The organism is Paraburkholderia tropica, assembly GCF_914484835.1.
Taxonomy (GTDB): domain Bacteria; phylum Pseudomonadota; class Gammaproteobacteria; order Burkholderiales; family Burkholderiaceae; genus Paraburkholderia; species Paraburkholderia tropica_A.
Genome location: NZ_CAJZAR010000001.1, coordinates 150,162 through 168,123 on the forward strand (window position 1 = coordinate 150,162; position 17,962 = coordinate 168,123).

14 protein-coding genes and 1 pseudogene are annotated in these 17,962 nt (G+C 65.8%); 11 read left to right on the top strand and 4 right to left on the bottom strand.

Translation table 11 applies throughout. The features are described 5' to 3' along the window. Positions 1-78 precede the first annotated feature (78 nt). From LDO54_RS00725 to icd, 4 genes are all read right to left on the bottom strand, one after another. Positions 79-345 carry a helix-turn-helix transcriptional regulator gene (locus tag LDO54_RS00725; RefSeq protein ID WP_356788190.1) on the bottom strand — a complete coding sequence of 89 codons (267 nt, stop codon included), beginning with the start codon at positions 343-345 and terminating at the stop codon, positions 79-81. A gap of 59 nt (positions 346-404) precedes the next feature. Further along, positions 405-1,013: a hypothetical protein gene (locus tag LDO54_RS00730; RefSeq protein WP_224004575.1), complete on the bottom strand. Its 609-nt coding sequence runs from the start codon at positions 1,011-1,013 to the stop codon at positions 405-407. A gap of 102 nt (positions 1,014-1,115) precedes the next feature. Further along, the gene (locus LDO54_RS00735; protein WP_224004578.1) at positions 1,116-2,372 is read right to left on the bottom strand and encodes a tyrosine-type recombinase/integrase; all 1,257 of its coding nucleotides are present in this window, start codon (positions 2,370-2,372) and stop codon (positions 1,116-1,118) included. 176 nt (positions 2,373-2,548) lie between these two features. Next, the gene (icd, locus tag LDO54_RS00740) at positions 2,549-3,805 is read right to left on the bottom strand and encodes an NADP-dependent isocitrate dehydrogenase (RefSeq protein ID WP_224004668.1); all 1,257 of its coding nucleotides are present in this window, start codon (positions 3,803-3,805) and stop codon (positions 2,549-2,551) included. Positions 3,806-4,260: 455 nt separating this feature from the next. Between icd and LDO54_RS00745 the strand changes: the two genes are divergently transcribed. The 11 genes and pseudogenes from LDO54_RS00745 to LDO54_RS00795 all read left to right on the top strand — a co-directional run. Then, a complete protein-coding gene (locus LDO54_RS00745) occupies positions 4,261-4,848 on the top strand; it encodes a pseudouridine synthase (RefSeq protein ID WP_224004581.1) in 588 nt (195 codons plus the stop codon). 383 nt (positions 4,849-5,231) lie between these two features. Continuing rightward, entirely contained in the window at positions 5,232-5,432 is a 201-nt protein-coding gene (locus LDO54_RS00750; RefSeq protein ID WP_158951189.1) for a hypothetical protein, read from the top strand. Between the two features lie 194 nt (positions 5,433-5,626). Beyond that, complete coding sequence (locus LDO54_RS00755) at positions 5,627-6,142, top strand: DUF192 domain-containing protein (RefSeq protein ID WP_224004584.1); 516 nt, start codon at positions 5,627-5,629, stop codon at positions 6,140-6,142. A gap of 360 nt (positions 6,143-6,502) precedes the next feature. Then, the gene (fusA, locus tag LDO54_RS00760) at positions 6,503-8,611 is read left to right on the top strand and encodes an elongation factor G (RefSeq protein ID WP_224004626.1); all 2,109 of its coding nucleotides are present in this window, start codon (positions 6,503-6,505) and stop codon (positions 8,609-8,611) included. 208 nt (positions 8,612-8,819) lie between these two features. Further along, positions 8,820-9,350, top strand: coding sequence for a cupin domain-containing protein (locus LDO54_RS00765; RefSeq protein ID WP_224004629.1), 531 nt, complete (start codon positions 8,820-8,822; stop codon positions 9,348-9,350). 30 nt (positions 9,351-9,380) lie between these two features. After that, positions 9,381-10,415, top strand: coding sequence for a HoxN/HupN/NixA family nickel/cobalt transporter (locus LDO54_RS00770; protein ID WP_224004631.1), 1,035 nt, complete (start codon positions 9,381-9,383; stop codon positions 10,413-10,415). Positions 10,416-10,666: 251 nt separating this feature from the next. After that, a complete protein-coding gene (locus tag LDO54_RS00775) occupies positions 10,667-12,403 on the top strand; it encodes an ABC transporter substrate-binding protein (RefSeq protein ID WP_224004634.1) in 1,737 nt (578 codons plus the stop codon). Positions 12,404-12,494: 91 nt separating this feature from the next. Further along, complete coding sequence (locus LDO54_RS00780; RefSeq protein WP_224004637.1) at positions 12,495-13,523, top strand: ABC transporter permease; 1,029 nt, start codon at positions 12,495-12,497, stop codon at positions 13,521-13,523. Next, on the top strand, positions 13,520-14,410 hold the full coding sequence (locus LDO54_RS00785) for an ABC transporter permease (protein ID WP_224004639.1): 891 nt from the start codon (positions 13,520-13,522) through the stop codon (positions 14,408-14,410). The genes LDO54_RS00780 and LDO54_RS00785 overlap by 4 nt, the downstream gene beginning before the upstream one ends. After that, a complete protein-coding gene (locus LDO54_RS00790) occupies positions 14,407-16,722 on the top strand; it encodes a dipeptide ABC transporter ATP-binding protein (RefSeq protein ID WP_224004642.1) in 2,316 nt (771 codons plus the stop codon). Before LDO54_RS00785 ends, LDO54_RS00790 begins: the two co-directional genes overlap by 4 nt. Positions 16,723-17,339: 617 nt before the next feature. Continuing rightward, positions 17,340-17,962 (top strand): annotated as a pseudogene (locus tag LDO54_RS00795) (hypothetical protein); the annotation flags it as partial.

The window sequence follows — 17,962 nt, forward strand, 5'->3', positions numbered from 1 at the left end:
ACGCTGATGGGGCGCAACCCCCCCCGGCTTTGTGCGCAACGATGACAAGCGCGCGGGATGTTGCGGCAACCACAATATTCACGCGGCCTCCGGGGCGCGGTAGGTCGCAGGCGAAATGAGAAACGCGTCAATATCCCCTCGCCGCCAGCCTACGCAGCGTGGGCCAAGCTGGACCTGTGCGGGGAAGGTTTTTGCGCCGATTCTGCGATAGATAGTCGTCCGGGAAAGCCCGGTTTCATCTTCGACCTGGGGACGGCGAAGAATTGCAAGAGCGGGATTGGTTTGTAGAGCCATATGTGCCCCTGTGGGAAGTTCCGGGCCGATCCCGGAACACACGGGCAACATATAGATATGACGATTGGCTAACTAGGTCGGGAACTGGCTAAAGCAGTATGTTTGGCGCTTCATGTCCCCCGTTTGCCAGCAAATAGGGTATCTCCTCCATCCATGCCCCTTAGGTACCCGTCAATGCGATCTTTAGCGCTCAATTCAGCGAGCCTGATGCCTTGTTTCTTGCAAAAGGCAATCACATCGTCATGGATTTGGCGCACCGCTTCCGAACGAGACGGCCACCGCCCACTTGCTGGCACCTTCACGCGCGCCAATCTGCGCGCTTCTTCCTCTACCAACGAGTACTTCCGTGCGCGAGCATTGCCGCCTGCGGTCGACGCAACACGCTTGCCCTCCTTCAGCCCCTTCTTTTTTGCCAAATGAAGTCTTTCGTATGCCTTCATTTGGCCCTCATGCGCTTCGTTAGCGTCCCTTTCGATGTCGGCATTGATACTCGCCGCCAAGTCTTCGTCATCAATGTGCTGGGCAAGAACCCTTTGCATGACTTCGATGAAACTCAGTGAAACGAGCCCCGCCGCAGCGAGTTTCACCAAGGCATCAACAGGCATATCCCATTCGCGAATACGCTCCGAAAGTTGGTCAACCCTAGAGTTGAAATCATCCTCACTACAGATGCTGGACAAGTCAACCGCATATTCAGACTTCCGTTCGTCTTGATTCACCTTGCGTCCCAATACGCAATACCCACATAGATTGAAGAAGCCGCGCCAGCGAGTGCAGGAACCGTTTTCGATTGGCGCGATCTAGGCTTAGCCCGGTAAGCGTCAGGCCGTTCCTGTTCGAAGGTTCACGACGTTCCCCGCCGCCGAAATTGCCGCCTGCCGGTCAATCTCATCAGCCAGGTATTGCAGCGCGCGCCGCCGCTCGGGCTCAAGCTCGTGATGGTGATAGCTTGCCGCCGTCTGGCTGCGCTCCGCGTGGGCTAACAGAAGTTCCACAATGTCGCGACTGAAGCCGTGCTCACGCAGCAGCGTCGCCGCCGTGCCGCGCGTGCCATGCGGCGAGAACTCTGGTACGCCGAAGTCAAGCCGCTTGAAGAAATGATTGAGCGTCGCATCAGCCATTGGCACGATGGACCGGAAAGCGGACGGGAACACGTACTCTCCACTCCCAGTCAGTACACGTTGCACTTCCAGCACCTCCAGCGCCTGACGTGAGAGGTACACGCGGTGCGGTCTGCGAGATTTCATGCGCGCAGCGGGAATGTCCCATTGCGCCCTGTCGGTGTCGATTTCGGCCCACTTCGCGCGCAGCACCTCGGCCTTGCGGCACATGCTGTAGGCCAGCAGCTTCACGGCCGCAATGGTGGACGGATGCGCGCCTTGCTTGCCAACGGCACGCCAGAATGCTCCTAGTTCCGCCGCGCTCAGATGCCGGTAATGCTCGGCGGCCGGAACCTTGATAACACCGCGCAATGGCATGGCAGGGTTGCTTTCAACAAGAAGCTTCTGGATCGCGTAGTTGTAGACGGACTGGATGATGACCCGCACGCCCTCCGCTGTGTTCGGCGTGGCGCGCACCCTCTCGATGATTGCGAGCACGTCGGCAGGCCTCACGTCCTCCAGCGCCTTGCTCCCGATATTCGGCCAAACGAAGCGATCCAACCGTGAGCGAATCTGTTTGCGGTAGGTGTCCGACTTGTCCGCGAGCGTTTCATCTATCCATTTGACGGAGAACGCCTTGAACTGACCATCATTCGCTCGGTGCGCTTCCCTCGCTCTGCGCTCGGCCTTATCCGCCCGCTTGTGTGCAGCAGGGTTTTCGCCACGCTCCAGCATCGCCCGGTAGTCGGTGTGCCGGTCACGCGCATCAGCAACGCCGATTTCGGGATATCGGCCAATCGTGACCTCTCGGCGCTTGCCGTCGTGTCGGTACTGGAACACCCACGTTTTCGCACCTCCTGGCATCACGAGCACATACAACCCACCGCCGTCGGTGAGTTTGTATGGCTTCTCGCCGGGTTTGGCGTTGTTTAGCCGCGTCGGCGTCAGCGTGTAGTTGAAGTGCCTGCCCTGCCCCATACAATCCCCCTCATATTGGAGGAATGCACGGCCAATTCCTCCACACACCCCTCCAGATACCCCTCAATGAAACCGAGATTCCCCGCCATCTAGCGGGAACACCTGAAACAAAAACCCCGGCGACACATAGTGTACACCGGGGCTTCTGGGATTTCGTGCGCTCTTACGCGCCGAACTTACATGTTTTCGATCATCACCTGCCCGAAGCCCGAGCACGACACCTGCGTCGCGCCCTCCATCAGACGCGCGAAGTCGTACGTCACACGCTTTTGCTGGATCGACTTTTCCATCGACGCGAGGATCAGATCCGCCGCCTCGAACCAGCCAAGGTGACGCAGCATCATTTCCGCCGAGAGAATTTCCGAGCCCGGATTCACATAGTCCTTGCCCGCGTACTTCGGCGCAGTGCCGTGCGTGGCTTCGAACATCGCCACCGAATCGGACAGGTTCGCACCCGGCGCGATGCCGATGCCACCGACCTGCGCCGCGAGCGCGTCCGAAATATAGTCGCCGTTCAGGTTCAGCGTGGCGATCACGTCGTATTCGGCGGGACGCAGCAGGATCTGTTGCAGGAAGGCGTCGGCGATCACATCCTTGACGACGATGTCGCCGCCCGTCTTCGGATTCTTGATCTTCATCCACGGGCCGCCGTCGATCAGTTCCGCCGCGAATTCCTTCTGCGCGAGCGCATAGCCGTAGTCGCGGAACGCGCCTTCGGTGAACTTCATGATGTTGCCCTTGTGCACGAGCGTCACCGAGCGGCGGTCGTTGTCGATCGCGTACTGGATGGCCTTGCGCACGAGACGCTCCGTGCCCTCGCGCGACACCGGCTTCACGCCCAGGCCCGAGCTATCGGGGAAGCGGATTTTCGAAACGCCCATCTCGTCGCGCAGGAACTGGATCAGCTTCTTCGCGCCTTCCGATTCGGCGGGCCATTCGATGCCCGCGTAGATGTCTTCCGAGTTCTCGCGGAAGATCACCATGTTGACCTTCTCCGGCGCGCGCACCGGCGAGGGCACGCCCTTGAAGTACTGCACCGGACGCAGACACACATAGAGGTCGAGCTGCTGGCGCAGCGCCACGTTCAGCGAGCGGATGCCGCCGCCCACCGGCGTCGTCAGCGGACCCTTGATCGACACGACGTAGTCCTTCACCACGTCGAGCGTTTCCTCGGGCAGCCACACGTCGGGGCCGTACACGCGCGTGGCCTTCTCGCCCGCGTAGATTTCCATCCAGTGAATCTTGCGCTGGCCGCCGTAGGCCTTCTGCACCGCCGCGTCGACCACCTTCAGCATGACCGGCGTGATATCGACGCCCGTGCCGTCGCCCTCGATATACGGGATGATCGGCTGGTTGGAGACGTTGAGCGAGAAATCCGGATTGACGGTGATCTTGTCACCTTCCGCCGGGACCTTGATGTGCTGATACGGCATGATCAACTCCAGTAGGGGGATCGGTCTGGCGACCGCGAACAGGATCGAAAGCGCAGGATCGACTACGTCGCGACCGGCGGCTTCGCGCGTTCGATGCGGCATGAAGACTGCTCAGGCTCGCGGCGCAGGGGTCTGGCCGTTATTCTAGCCCACGCTCCGAACGCCCGTGCCGCGCGCTTCACAGGGGCTTCACAGGGGCTTCACAGGGGCTTCACAGGGGCTTCACAGGGGCATCGTCCGCGCGTCACGGGCGTTTTGCCGGTGCGGTGCTGTTGCGATGCAACGGCGCTCGCGTCGCGGCGCGCGAGCGGCTTGCTCCAACCTGACCCTCACGTCTTATGTCTTATATAAGACCCAGAACATTGCAGCAGGGCGTTTTGCTTTAATATCTCGGCGCTTCATCGCTGCGCTTCATTGCTGCATTTCGCGCTTCACTCTTTTGACCACCATCGACCATGCGTTTGATCGCCCTCAATAAACCGTTCGGCACGATTTGCCAGTTCTCGCCGCACGAAACACGCGAGTCGCTGGGCGACTGGGTCAAGACCCCGAATGTGTATCCGGCAGGCCGTCTCGACGCCGACAGCGAAGGTCTGCTGCTCCTCACCGACGATGGCGCGCTGCAGGCACGCATCGCGGAGCCGCGACGCAAGCTCGTGAAACGCTATTGGGCCCAGGTGGAAGGCGCGCCCGGCGACGACGCGCTGGCCGCGCTCGAACGCGGCGTCGATCTCGGCGACTTCGTGACACAGCCGTGTCGCGCGAAAAAAATCGCGGACAGCGACGCCGATCTGTTGTGGGCGCGCACACCGCCGATCCGCTATCGCGCGGCAATTCCCACGACATGGATCGAACTCGCGATCAGCGAGGGCAAGAATCGCCAGGTACGGCGCATGACCGCGAAAGTGGGCTTTCCGACGCTGCGTCTCGTGCGCGTCGCGATCGGCTCGCTCGATATTTTTTCGCTCGGCATTGCGCCTGGCGAGAGCGTCGATGTGGCCACCGATGCGCCGTGGCAGCGCACCGCTCATCAGCGCAAGTGACCTGAATCAAGGCTCAATCAACAGCACATCGCGCACAAGTCACTGTTGCGCCAGCACTTTTTCGTTTTCAGCCCGCTGAGCCGCCGCGCCGCTTCTTTCATTTGCAGCACGACGGCAAGAAAACGCGAAGGAAATGAAAACTTCGCGTCAACCGCCTCGCGAGACCATGCGTTAAACCACGCAGATGCCGCCGAAGCTATCCGGCATTCAGCCTTCAAGGGTCCTGTAGCAATGCATGGTCCTGACCGCTGGCAGACGCGAATCGCGAATTTGTTCGCAAATTGCCGATCGAGACTGTCAACCGAAAGGTGGATGGCACGTTTACCGACCTGATCCCATTACCGGGTCACTTGGTTAATTAACTCAAGCTGAGGATTCACAAAATGAACAAACTGATCGCTGCTCTGGTCGCTGGCCTCTTCGCATCGGCTGCATTCGCACAAGCTTCGGCTCCGGAAGCTGCTTCGGCTGCTCCGGCAGCTGCTGCTTCGTCGGCACACAAGGCTTCGCACAAGAAGTCGCACAAGAAGTCGTCGCACAAGAAGGCAGCTAAGGCAGAAGCCGCTTCGGCAGCTTCGGAGTAAGCTAGCTGTAAGACGCATCGGAGAACGGCCCAACGTGCCGATCTTCACCGCGTTTGAAGGGCAGAGTGTCGCAAGGCGCTCTGCCTTTTTCTTTGCGCGCTCGCTTTACGCATGACATCGCAGCGAGGGGTTTTGACCCGCGCTGACGTACTCGCGTAACATGCGCGAACTATTCTCAAGCAAGGAGCTGACTCGTGCGATTTTCCCTGCGCCCGCTGATCGCGCGTTGCGCGCTCGCCGCTGCATTGCCGCTCGCCGCCGCCGCGGCCTTCACGTTCTCGACGGCCGTCACCAGCACCGTCGCGCATGCCCAGCAAATGCCGCCCGGCGCGAAGCAACCCGGCGATTTTCCGCGCGTGAAGCTCACCGCGGGCATGTTCGTCATCGACGCCGCTGTCGCCGCGAATGATGCCGACCGCGAGCAGGGCCTCATGTATCGCACGACGCTCGCGCCCAACGAAGGCATGCTGTTCGTGTTCGGCGAAAACGCCGTCCATTGCTTCTGGATGAAGAACACGCTGATCCCGTTGTCGATCGCCTTCATCCGCGCCGACGGCACGATCACCGACATCGACGAGATGGACGCGGAAACCACCAACAACCACTGCCCGCGCAACAACGGCGTGTATGCGCTCGAAATGAGCAAGGGCTTCTTCTCGTCGAAGGGCATCAAGCCCGGCATGAAGATCCAGGGTCTGCCGCAGCCGTGATGCGCGGCGTGTGAGTGGAGGCGCTTTGCGCCCCGCCCACCCTGCGCCCGCCTGCGACACCCCGAACCGGCCCCGCCTCACGCGCGGCCGGTTTTTTTGCGCCCGTTTTTTCCTTCGACGACGCCCGCCCGCGGCGCGCTCCACCCTCCCCAGCCCGCCCGCAGGCCGCGCCGCCGTGCTCCGGCGCTGTTTCTGCAAAAGCCGCGAGCAAGCGCTATCCTATTAATCCACCGCGCGGCACGGCTGCCGGCGTCCGGCCCGCCGGACTGCCCGCCCTGCCCGCGAATCGCCGGATTGCGCGCTGCCCGCGCCGCGCGCCGTCCGGCACTTTCCATGGCGCGTCATTCCTAGGAGATCACCGTGCCTCGCAAGACTCCCATCGAGCGCTATCGCAATATCGGCATTAGCGCTCACATCGATGCCGGCAAAACCACCACGACCGAACGCATCCTTTTCTACACCGGGGTGAATCACAAGCTCGGTGAAGTGCACGACGGCGCGGCGACCATGGACTGGATGGAGCAGGAACAGGAGCGCGGCATCACGATCACTTCCGCCGCGACCACTGCGTTCTGGAAAGGCATGGCCGGCAATTATCCCGAGCATCGCATCAACATCATCGACACGCCGGGACACGTGGACTTCACGATCGAAGTCGAGCGCTCGATGCGCGTGCTCGACGGCGCGTGCATGGTGTACGACTCGGTCGGCGGCGTGCAGCCGCAGTCCGAAACCGTGTGGCGCCAGGCGAACAAGTACAAGGTGCCGCGCATTGCGTTCGTCAACAAGATGGACCGCGTCGGCGCGGACTTTTTCCGCGTGCAGCGGCAGATCGGCGAGCGCCTCAAGGGCGTGGCGGTGCCGATCCAGATTCCCGTCGGCGCCGAAGATCACTTCCAGGGCGTGGTCGATCTCGTGAAGATGAAGGCGATCGTCTGGGACGACGAGAGCCAGGGCGTGAAGTTCGAATACGCCGAGATTCCCGCGAATCTGCTCGAAACCGCGAAGGCGTGGCGCGAGAAGATGGTCGAGGCCGCCGCCGAAGCCGACGAAGCGCTGCTCGAAAAATACCTCGACGATCACGAGAGCCTGACCGAAGAGGAAATCAAGGGCGCGCTGCGCAAGCGCACGATCGCCAACGAGATCGTGCCGATGCTGTGCGGCAGCGCGTTCAAGAACAAGGGCGTGCAGGCGATGCTCGACGCCGTGATCGACTATCTGCCCTCGCCCGTCGACGTGCCCGCGATTCTCGGCCACGACTTGCACGACAAGGAAATCGAGCGTCATCCGAGCGATGAGGAGCCGTTCTCCGCGCTCGCCTTCAAGATCATGACCGACCCGTTCGTCGGCCAGCTGATCTTTTTCCGCGTCTATTCGGGCGTGGTGGAATCAGGCGACACGGTGCTCAACGCGATCAAGGAAAAGCGCGAGCGTCTCGGCCGCATCCTGCAGATGCACGCGAACGAGCGCAAGGAAATCAAGGAAGTGCGCGCGGGCGACATCGCCGCCGCCGTGGGCCTGAAGGAAGCGACGACCGGCGACACGCTCTGCGATCCGGCGAACCCGATCGTGCTCGAACGCATGATCTTCCCCGAGCCGGTGATCTCGCAGGCCGTCGAGCCGAAGACCAAGGCCGACCAGGAAAAGATGGGCATCGCGCTCAACCGTCTCGCGCAGGAAGATCCGTCGTTCCGCGTGCAGACCGACGAGGAATCCGGCCAGACCATCATCTCGGGCATGGGCGAGCTGCACCTCGAAATTCTGGTCGACCGCATGCGTCGCGAGTTCGGCGTGGAAGCAACCGTCGGCAAGCCGCAGGTCGCGTATCGCGAGACCGTGAAGAACAAGGTCGAGGATGTCGAAGGCAAGTTCGTCAAGCAGTCGGGCGGGCGCGGCCAGTACGGCCACGCGGTCATCACGCTCGAACCGCAGGCGCCGGGCAAGGGCTACGAATTCGTCGATGCGATCAAGGGCGGTGTGATTCCGCGCGAATTCATTCCGGCCGTCGACAAGGGCATTCAGGAAACGCTCAAGGCGGGCGTGCTCGCGGGCTATCCGGTCGTCGACACGAAGGTCACGCTCACGTTCGGTTCGTACCATGACGTGGACTCGAACGAAAACGCCTTCCGCATGGCCGGTTCGATGGCTTTCAAGGAAGCGATGCGCAAGGCCAGGCCGATCCTGCTCGAACCGATGATGGCCGTGGAAGTGGAAACGCCCGAGGACTTCATGGGCAACGTGATGGGCGATCTGTCGAGCCGTCGCGGCATCGTGCAGGGCATGGAGGACATCGCGGGCGGCGGCGGCAAGATCGTGCGCGCCGAAGTGCCGCTCTCCGAAATGTTCGGCTACTCGACGTCGCTGCGCTCGCTCACGCAGGGCCGCGCCACCTACACGATGGAGTTCAAGCACTATTCGGAAACGCCGCAGAACGTGGCCGAAGCGGTGATCAACGCGAAGAAGTCGTAAGCGCGTAGCCGCATAAAACGCAAGCCCGTCCCGCAAGGGGCGGGCTTTTTTCATACGCGTGCGCGCAGTGAAAACCGCTTGTGCCGGATACGCAACCGATACGCGCCCGATACGCGCCCGGCGCATTTTTGTCCGTGCCACAATGGGACGGCGCGAGCCATGCGCGTCCACGCACGTCAGCGCCACGCACGAACGAGGAGACACGACGATGAGCCACGATCACGATCATGAGCACCCGCATGACCACGAACACGACCACGACCATCACGACGCCCCGATCGACTGGCGGGAACACGGCGTCAAGGTGATCCGCGGCGATCAGCTCGACGCCAACACCGCGCAGACGCCCGGCATGAACCGCGCCGCCGCCATCAACGCGGCCCGCGTGGGCGCGCAGAAAATCTGGGCCGGCACCGTGACGATCCATCCGAACGCGAAGACGGGCGCGCATCATCACGGCGCGCTCGAAAGCGTGATTTACGTGGTGCGCGGCCACGCACGCATGCGCTGGGGCGAGCATCTGGAGTTCACCGCCGAAGCCGGTCCCGGCGACTTCATCTTCGTGCCGCCCTACGTGCCGCATCAGGAAATCAATGCGAGCACCGACGATCCGCTCGAATGCGTGCTCGTGCGCAGCGATAACGAAGCCGTCGTCGTGAATCTCGACATCGACGCGGTCGAACAACCGGAAGCCGTATATTGGGTCGATCCGATCCATCGGAATCCTCACGATCACTGATACCCACCGATCAACCCGAATCATTCACGCATGACCGCCACCGCCACGCCCGCCCACGCGAAACCGCTGCGCCCGCGCCTGATCGTCCTCTACGCCGCGCTGATCGGCGCGAATCTCGCCGCCTGGGCGTGGGCGCTGATCGCGTTCCGCCACTATCCGCTGCTGCTCGGCACGGCGCTGCTCGCCTACGGTTTCGGCCTGCGCCACGCGGTGGACGCGGACCACATCGCCGCCATCGACGCCGTCACGCGCAAGCTCATGCAGCGCGGCCAGCGGCCCATCGGCGTGGGTCTCGCCTTTTCGCTCGGGCACTCGACCATCGTGATCGCGGCGACGATCGGCATCGCGCTCACGGCGCTCACGCTGCATGGCCGCTTCGAGCGCTTTCACGAAATCGGTTCGACCATCGGCACGCTGGTGTCGTCGGGCTTTCTGCTCGTGCTCGCGTGCGTGAATCTCGTGATTCTGCGCGACGTGTGGCGCCGTTACCGCCGCGCGCAGCAAGGCGAGGACGCCGCCGCGCTCGCGGCTCAAGCGCCCGCGCCCGCCGGGCTGTTCTCGCGCGCGCTGCGCCCGCTGTTCGCGCTCGTCACGAAAAGCTGGCACATGTATCCGGTGGGCGTGCTGTTCGGCCTCGGCTTCGACACGGCCACCGAAATCGGCCTGCTCGCGATCGCCGCCGCCGAAGCGGGCAAGGGCCTGCCGATGTACTCGATCCTCGTCTTCCCCGCGCTGTTCACGGCGGGCATGACGCTCGTCGATTCCACCGACAACGTCCTGATGGTTCACGCCTACGGCTGGGCCATGGACGACCCCAAGCGCAAGCTCTACTACAACGCGAGCATCACCTTCGTCTCCGCGCTGGTGGCGATCGCGATCGGCGGCGTGGAAGCGCTCGGCCTGATCGCCGATAAGCTCGGCGCGACGGGCGGACTGTGGAACGCGGTTGCGAGCGTGAACGAGCGCTTCGGCGAACTCGGCTATGCGATCGTCGCGCTGTTCATCGCGTGCTGGATCGGCTCGGTGCTGTTTCATCGCTGGAGACGGCCCCTCGCGGCGCGTTAGGCCGGTCACGCCCGCCTTCATCGACGCCCGTTCATGCGCATCCACCTCAAGCCGCGCGGCGCCGCCCTGCACGACGCCGCGATCTCGCGCAACCCCGCTGAACCCTGGCATCGTCCGCATCGCCATCAAAGGCCCGAAAACGCGTAAACTGGACCGATTCTGCTTCGTCGTCTGCCGTACCGCATGCCGTCGTCGCGTTGGCCGCTTCCGCTAACGCGCCCATTCACGGAACCGCACGGAAATCCGCACCGATGAAACGTCGTCCGCCGTCCCTGCTGCGCGCTTCGCCGTCCCGCCTGTTCACTTCGTCCGCGTCATCTGGTTCGTCCATCGCGTCCGCCTTCGACGCGCTGCGCCGTCACGCCGACGCCCCCGGCAATCACGCCATCGACGAGTTCCAGGCCGGACGCCTCACGCGCCGCGAACTGCTGCGCCATCTGAGCCTGCTCGGTCTTTCGGGGCTCGCGGTGACGGCAGGCGGTCTGCTCGCGCCGCGCGACGTCCGTGCACAAAACGCAAAGCCGGCCACGCCTACCAGCCAAACCATCCGCGTCGCGCATCTGATGCCCGCGGGCGCGGTCGATCCGCTCACCGTGACCGATGCGGGCGCGCTGTGCCTCTTGAACCAGACCGGCGAATTCCTCGCCAACGACGACGCCGACGGCCGCCTGCAACCCGCCCTCGCGCTCTCGTGGCAGGCCAACGAGAAGGCCGACGTCTGGACCTTCAAGCTGCGCCCGAACGTGAAATTCCACGACGGCCAGCCGTTCGGCGCAAAGGACGTGGTCGCCACCTTCGATCGCCTCGCCGACCCCGCGAGCGGCTCGGCGGCGCTCTCGGTGCTCAAGGGCGTGCTCTCGAAAGGCGGCACGAAAGTCGTCGACGAACACACGGTGGCGTTCCACCTCGACGCGCCCAACGGCAACTTCCCCTACTACGTTTCGTCGGACAACTACAACGCGGTGATGCTGCCCGCGAACTATGCGGGCAATTACGAAAAGAGCTTTATCGGCACCGGCCCGTTCAAGCTCGAAAAATACGAAACGCGGCGCGGCGCGAGCTTCGTGCGCAACCCCGACTACTGGGGCGACAAGGCGCTGCCCGCGCGCGTCCAGTTCGCCTTCTACGCCGACGAGCAGGCGCAGATCCTCGCGCTGCAAGGCCGTCAGGCCGACGTGATGGGCACCTTCACCGTGCAGGGCGGCATCGGCATCCTCAACAATCCCGACTTCAAGGTGATCGGCGTGCGTTCGAGCGCGCATCGCCAGATCCACATGCGCAACGACGTGCCCGCGTTCAAGGACAAGCGCGTGCGCCAGGCGCTCGCCCTCGCGCTCGACCGCGACGTGATGGTGCGCGGTCTCTTCAAGGGCCGCGCGGTCGTGGGCAACGACAGCCCGTTCGCGCCGGTCTTTCCGTCGACGGGCAACAGCGTGCCGCAGCGCAAGCCCGATCTCGCGAAGGCACGCCAGTTGCTCGCCCAGGCGGGCGTGGGCAACGGTTTCGACATCACGCTCACGACCGAGAAGTACATGGAGATTCCCGATCTCGCCGTGGTCGTGCAGAACGCCGCGAAGGCGATCGGCGTGCGCATCGCGCTCAAGGTGGAGAGCCAGTCGCAGTATTACGGCGCGGGCACCTACGGCAAATCGGACTGGCTCGACGCGCCGATGGGCATCACCGACTACGGTCATCGCGGCGTGCCGAACGTGTTCCTGAACGCGCCGCTCACGAGCGGCGGCACGTGGAATGCGGCGCACTTTCGCAACGCGCAGTACGACAAGCTGGTCGCGCAGTTCGCCGCGACGCTCGACGTGGCCGCGCAAAAGCAGGTCGCCGCGCAGATCCAGACGCTGCTGCTCGACGAAACGCCGGTGATCATCCCGTACTTCTACGACCAGCTGATCGCGCAGCGCGCCACGCTCTCGGGCGTGCATTTCACGGCGCTCGCGCAGTTGTACTTCGACCGCGCGGTGCTCGCGGCATGACGGCGGCGCGCGCCGCGGGCTGACGTCTTTTACGCCGCGCGCCGCGCCTGCATCGCAATCAGGCGTCCCTCAGGCGTCCCTCAGGAGTCCGATGGCCACACCGCTGACGAGACCGCCCCGCATCGACCCGCACGCGCCGCGCACGCACGCAACGCTGCCCGCAGGCGCGCTGCGTTTTCTCGCGACGCGCGCGGCGTGGGCGCTGTTCACGCTCTGGCTGCTGTCCGTGCTGGTGTTCGCGGGCGGCCAGCTACTGCCCGGCGACATCGGCCGCGCCGTGCTCGGCCCGCTCGCCGACGCGCGCGCCGTGGCCGCGCTCAACCACGAACTCGGCGCCGACCGTCCGCTGCTCCAGCAATACGGCACGTGGATCGGCCACGCGCTGCGCGGCGACTTCGGCACCTCGTGGACCTACAAGCAGGCGGTCGCGCCCTTCGTCGGCGACGCGCTGCTGCAATCGGCGAAACTCGGCCTGCTCGCGTTCTTCGTGGTCGTGCCGCTCGGCATCGGCGGCGGCGTGTGGGCGGCGCTCAACGGCGGACGCTGGCTCGACCGCCTGATCAGCACGCTCGGCCTGTGCGCGAGCGCGGTGCCCGAATTCGTCTCGTCGATCGTGCTCATCCTCATCTTCGGCGTGTGGCTGCGCTGGCTGCCGATCGAGGCCGTCGCGCCGCCCGACGCGGGCGCGTGGCAAACGCTGCGCCATCTCGTGCTGCCGGTGCTGCCGCTCGTGCTCGTGTTCTTCGGCTATCTCGCGCGGATCGCGCGCGCGGGCATGCTCGACGCGCTCGACGCCGATTACACGCGCACCGCGATCCTCAAGGGCTTGCCGCGTCACACCGTGATCGTGCGCCACGTGCTGCGCAACGCGCTGCTGCCGAGCGTGACGGTCGCCGCCACGCAGCTCGGCTATCTGATCGGCGGGCTCGTGGTGGTGGAGTCGCTGTTCCGCTATCCGGGCATCGGCTCGCTGATCTACAACGCCGCGAAGGCGAAGGATTTTCCGCTGCTCGAAGCGGGCGTGCTCGCCGTGGGGCTCGTCTATACGCTCGCGAATCTGCTCGCCGACGGCCTGCACGTGCTGCTCGATCCGCGCCTGCGCACGAAGGGAGGCGCATGAATCGTTCGGCATCCGAATCACTCGGTGAAAATGCACGCGCGCCCGTGCCCGCGCCGCCTTCGCGCGCCGCCGCCCTCCTGCGTCTGCTGCTGCGTTCGCCCGCGTTCGTCATCGGCGCGCTGATCCTGCTCGCGTGGATCGTCTGCGCGCTCGCGGGCCAGTGGTTCGCGCCCTACGACGCCTACGCGTCAGACCCGCTCAGCTCGCTGATGCCGCCCGACCACACGCACTGGTGCGGCACCGATCAACTGGGCCGCGACATCTGCTCGCGCGTGATCGTGGGCGCGCGCGACATCCTCACCATCGCGCCGCTCGCCACGCTCACGGGCACGCTCGCGGGCGCGGCGCTCGGGCTCGTGACCGGTTACTTCGAAGGCGCGTTCGGCACGCTCGTCGCGCGCGCGCTCGACGCCGTGCTCGCACTGCCGCTCGTGATCGTCGCGCTGCTCGTGCTCGCGGCCGTGGGCGCGTCCAATCTCGCGGTCGTGCTGGTGATCGGCGTGACCTTCGCGCCGCTCATCGCGCGCACCGTGCGCGCCGCCGTGCTCGCCGAACGCCATCTCGACTACGTGGCGGCCGCGCGTCTGCGTGGCGAGCGCGCGCCCTTCGTGATGTTCGCGGAAATCCTGCCGAACGTCTGGCCGCCGATCGTCGTGGAAGCGACCGTGCGGCTCGGTTACGCGATCTTCGCGGTGGCGACGCTCTCGTTTCTCGGCTTCGGCATTCAGCCGCCGTCCGCCGACTGGGGGCTCGCACTCGCCGAATCCTACGCGCTGCTCGCGGGCGGCGCGTGGTGGACCGTGGCGTTCGACGCCGCCGCGATCGGATCGCTGGTGGTCGCCGTGAACCTGATCGCCGACAGCCTGCGTGAGGTGCTCGAATCGTGAACCGCCCCGGCACGCCCACGTCCACCACAACGTCCACTACTGCGCCAGCCGCTCCGGCGCGCCCGGCCGGGGCCGCGCGCGGCCCCGCGCTCGCCACGTTCTCCGCGCCACGCGCCGACGACGCGCTCGCGCTCGTCGGCCTCACGGTCGCGTACCGCGTGCGCGGCAAGGACCGCGACGTGCTCACCGACGTCTCGCTGCGCATCAAGCGCGGCGAAGCCTATGGGCTCGTCGGCGAATCGGGCTGCGGCAAGTCGACGGTCGCGCTCGCGGCGCTGCGCTATCTCGCGCAGAACGGCCGCGTGAAGGCGGGCCGCATCGCCATCGCGGGCGAGGACGTGCTCGCGCTCGACCGCGAAGGGCTGCGCGCGTTGCGAGCGCACAAGGTGTCGATGGTCTATCAGGACCCGGCGAGCGCGCTCAATCCGTCGCTGACCGTCGCGCGCCAGTTGAGCGAGGCCTTCGAGGCGGCGGGCGACGACACCGACGATCGCGGCGAGGCGCTCGCGCGCTCGCACGCCATGCTCGAACGCGTGCGTATCGCCGACCCGGCGCGCGTGATGGCGAGCTGGCCGCATCAGCTCTCGGGCGGCATGCAGCAGCGCGTGGTGATCGCGATGGCGCTCGCCTCGAATCCGTCGCTGCTGATCCTCGACGAACCCACCACGGGCCTCGACGCCACCGTCGAAGCCGAAGTGCTCGCGCTGGTCGCGCAACTGCGCGCGGAGCTGGGCATGGCCGTGCTGCTGATCAGCCACGATCTGGGCGTGATCGGCCGCATGTGCGAGCGCGTGGGCGTGCTCTACGCGGGCCGTCTCGTCGAGGAAGGCGCGACGCGCGACGTGTTCGAGCGCGCGCGCCATCCGTACACGGTCGGGCTGCTGCGCTGCCTACCCGCGCCGGGGCGCACCAAGCGTCATGGCGCGCTCGATACCATCGCGGGCGAGTTGCCCGCGCCCGGCACGCTCGCGCGCGGCTGCGTGTACGCGCCGCGCTGCGGGCTCGCCGACGCCCGTTGCCACGATCAGGCGCCGCCGCCGCATCGCGTGCAGGCCGCGCACGGCGAGCAGATGTCGCGCTGCCACTATCACGAGCGCGCGAGCGAGCTGCCCGAGGGCGATCCGGCGAACGCGGCGAACGTGGCCAACGTCGCAATCGTCGCGGATGAAGCCGCACCGATGCCCTCGCAACCTCCGCAGGCCATTGCGCAGACGAACGAACCGTCGGATGAAAGCGCGCAAACGCGCGCTCGTGGGGCCGGAGTCGTGCTGCGCGCACGCGGCGTCTCGCGCACCTTCGGCCACGGCGCGGGCGCGCTGCGCGTGCTCGACGACGTCTCGCTCGACCTGCGCGCGGGCGAAACGCTCGGGCTCGTCGGCGAATCGGGCAGCGGCAAGTCGACGCTCGCGAAACTGCTGCTCGGCCTGCACGCGCCCGATCCGGGCGGCACGATCGAACTCGACGGCGCACCGCTCGCGGCCCACGTCGCGCGGCGCGATGCGCGTCAGCGGCGCGCCCTGCGGGTCGTGTTCCAGCATCCCGATGCCTCGCTGAACCGCGCGCTGCCGGTGCGCACGCTGGTCGGTCGAGCGCTCGCGCGCGCCGAATCTCACGAACCTCAAGCCGCCGCTCAGGATACGCAGGACGCGACCGACGCCCGCATCGAAACCCTGCTCGACGCCGTGCGCGTGCCGCTGCGCTACCTCTCGGCCCGCGCGCGCCAGCTCTCGGGCGGCCTCAAGCAGCGCGTGGCGATCGCGCAGGCTTTCGCGGGCGAGCCGCGCGTGGTGATCTGCGACGAGCCCACCTCGGCGCTCGACGTGTCCGTGCAGGCCGCGATCCTCAACCTGCTCGCGCGCCTGCAACGCGAGCGCGGCGTGAGCTATCTGTTCATCTCGCATGACCTCGGCGTGGTGCGCTATCTCGCCGACCGCCTGATGGTGCTCTACGCGGGCCGCGTGCTCGAAAGCGGCCCGGCCGCCGCGGTCTTCGACGGCCCGCGCCATCCGTACACCGAGACGCTGCTCGACGCGGCGCGCTCGACACACTCAACCCACTCGACCCGCACCACGCCCGATGACGGCGCGGCCGACGTTGCGCGCGAATCGACCGCCGCGCGCAACGTCGGCGGCAGCACAGGCCACGGCTGCATTTTCAGCGCACGCTGCCCGCGCAGGATCGGCCCGATCTGCGACGACACCGCCCCGCCCTTCGACGATATCGGTGACGGCCATCGCATCCGCTGCCACATTCCCGCCGACGAACTTCGCGCGCTGCAACGCGTCGCCGCCCCGTCGAACGGCGAGACCTGACGCGTACACCGTCGCCCGCCACGCGTCGCTCACGCGATTCGTTGCGCTGCCTACGGCCTGATCCGCGTCCACGCGCCGCCGTCGCGATGCCGATGCGCTGATCGCAGACCGCGCCGCTGCGTTTCATCGCCGAAACGTTTTCATCGATTTCGCCCCCGTCCGCACAGCAGGGAAAACCGCAGGTCCATGCGGCGCGGACCTCTGCGCGCGATGGCACAGAACTCGCTATATCGGAACCAGACATCCGGTCGCTTCCAACCTGCGCGACACGCTGCGAATCGCGGCGCGCCGCACCGGGCGAACGGATGGCCGCACGCACGATGCGCCTGTTATCCGCCGTCCCGCTCGCGGGCCACGGCGATCGATAAGCACTCCTGCATAAATCGGCTATCCGCGTGACATTCGCACGAAGCGATCTGGACGTCGCGTGTACCGCACGCACCGGCGAGACGACATCGGCAACCCGCACGATACGCACACCGGCGCGAAGCGGAGTGGGCATGACGGGGGATGGCGCGCGCCGCAGTCTTTAACGCAGCAAAAAAAGCGGCGCGACGTCGAACACAAGCTATGTGAGAAGCGAGGCGCGAATGCGCTATCACTTCCGGGAGGACATCATGAGAAGCAGAAATATTCATCAGTACTGCGATGGGTTAAGTCGTGGACTCGCGGTGTTGGCGATCGGCGCGGTGGGGATCGGCGTACTGCTGCCGGCGATCGGCGCGCACGCGCAGGACAGCAATGTGACCGCGCCGACGTGGATCCTCGTCGCCGATGCCGCGTTGCCCGCCAGCGGCGGCGCGGTGACCGACTCGGGGATGCCCGCCGACGGCGTCGCCCCGTTCGGCAGCGGGTCGGCCGCGACGAGCGCAAGCAGCGGCGGCGAAAGCAGCGGCGGCAACCCCGGCAGCACCAGCAGCACCAGCGCCGCGCCCTCGCCCGGCGCGAGCCAGAGCGCCGAGGCGATCGTCGCAGCCGACGACGCCGCGACGGTCTTCACGTCGAAGAACTGCTACGGCAACAACGGCAACTGCTCGCAAGGCGGGCGCGGGGGCGGCAATAGCGCGTCGGCTTCGGCGAGCGCGGGCGTGTCAGGCGGCACGAGCTCCGGCAACTCGGGGACCGGGCGCGGCGGCACCTCGGGCGTCGGCGGTGCGACCAGCGGATCGAGCAACGCCGGCGGCGGCAAAGGTGGCAGCGGCAGTGGCAGTGGCAATAGCGGCGGCGGTGGCGGTGGCGG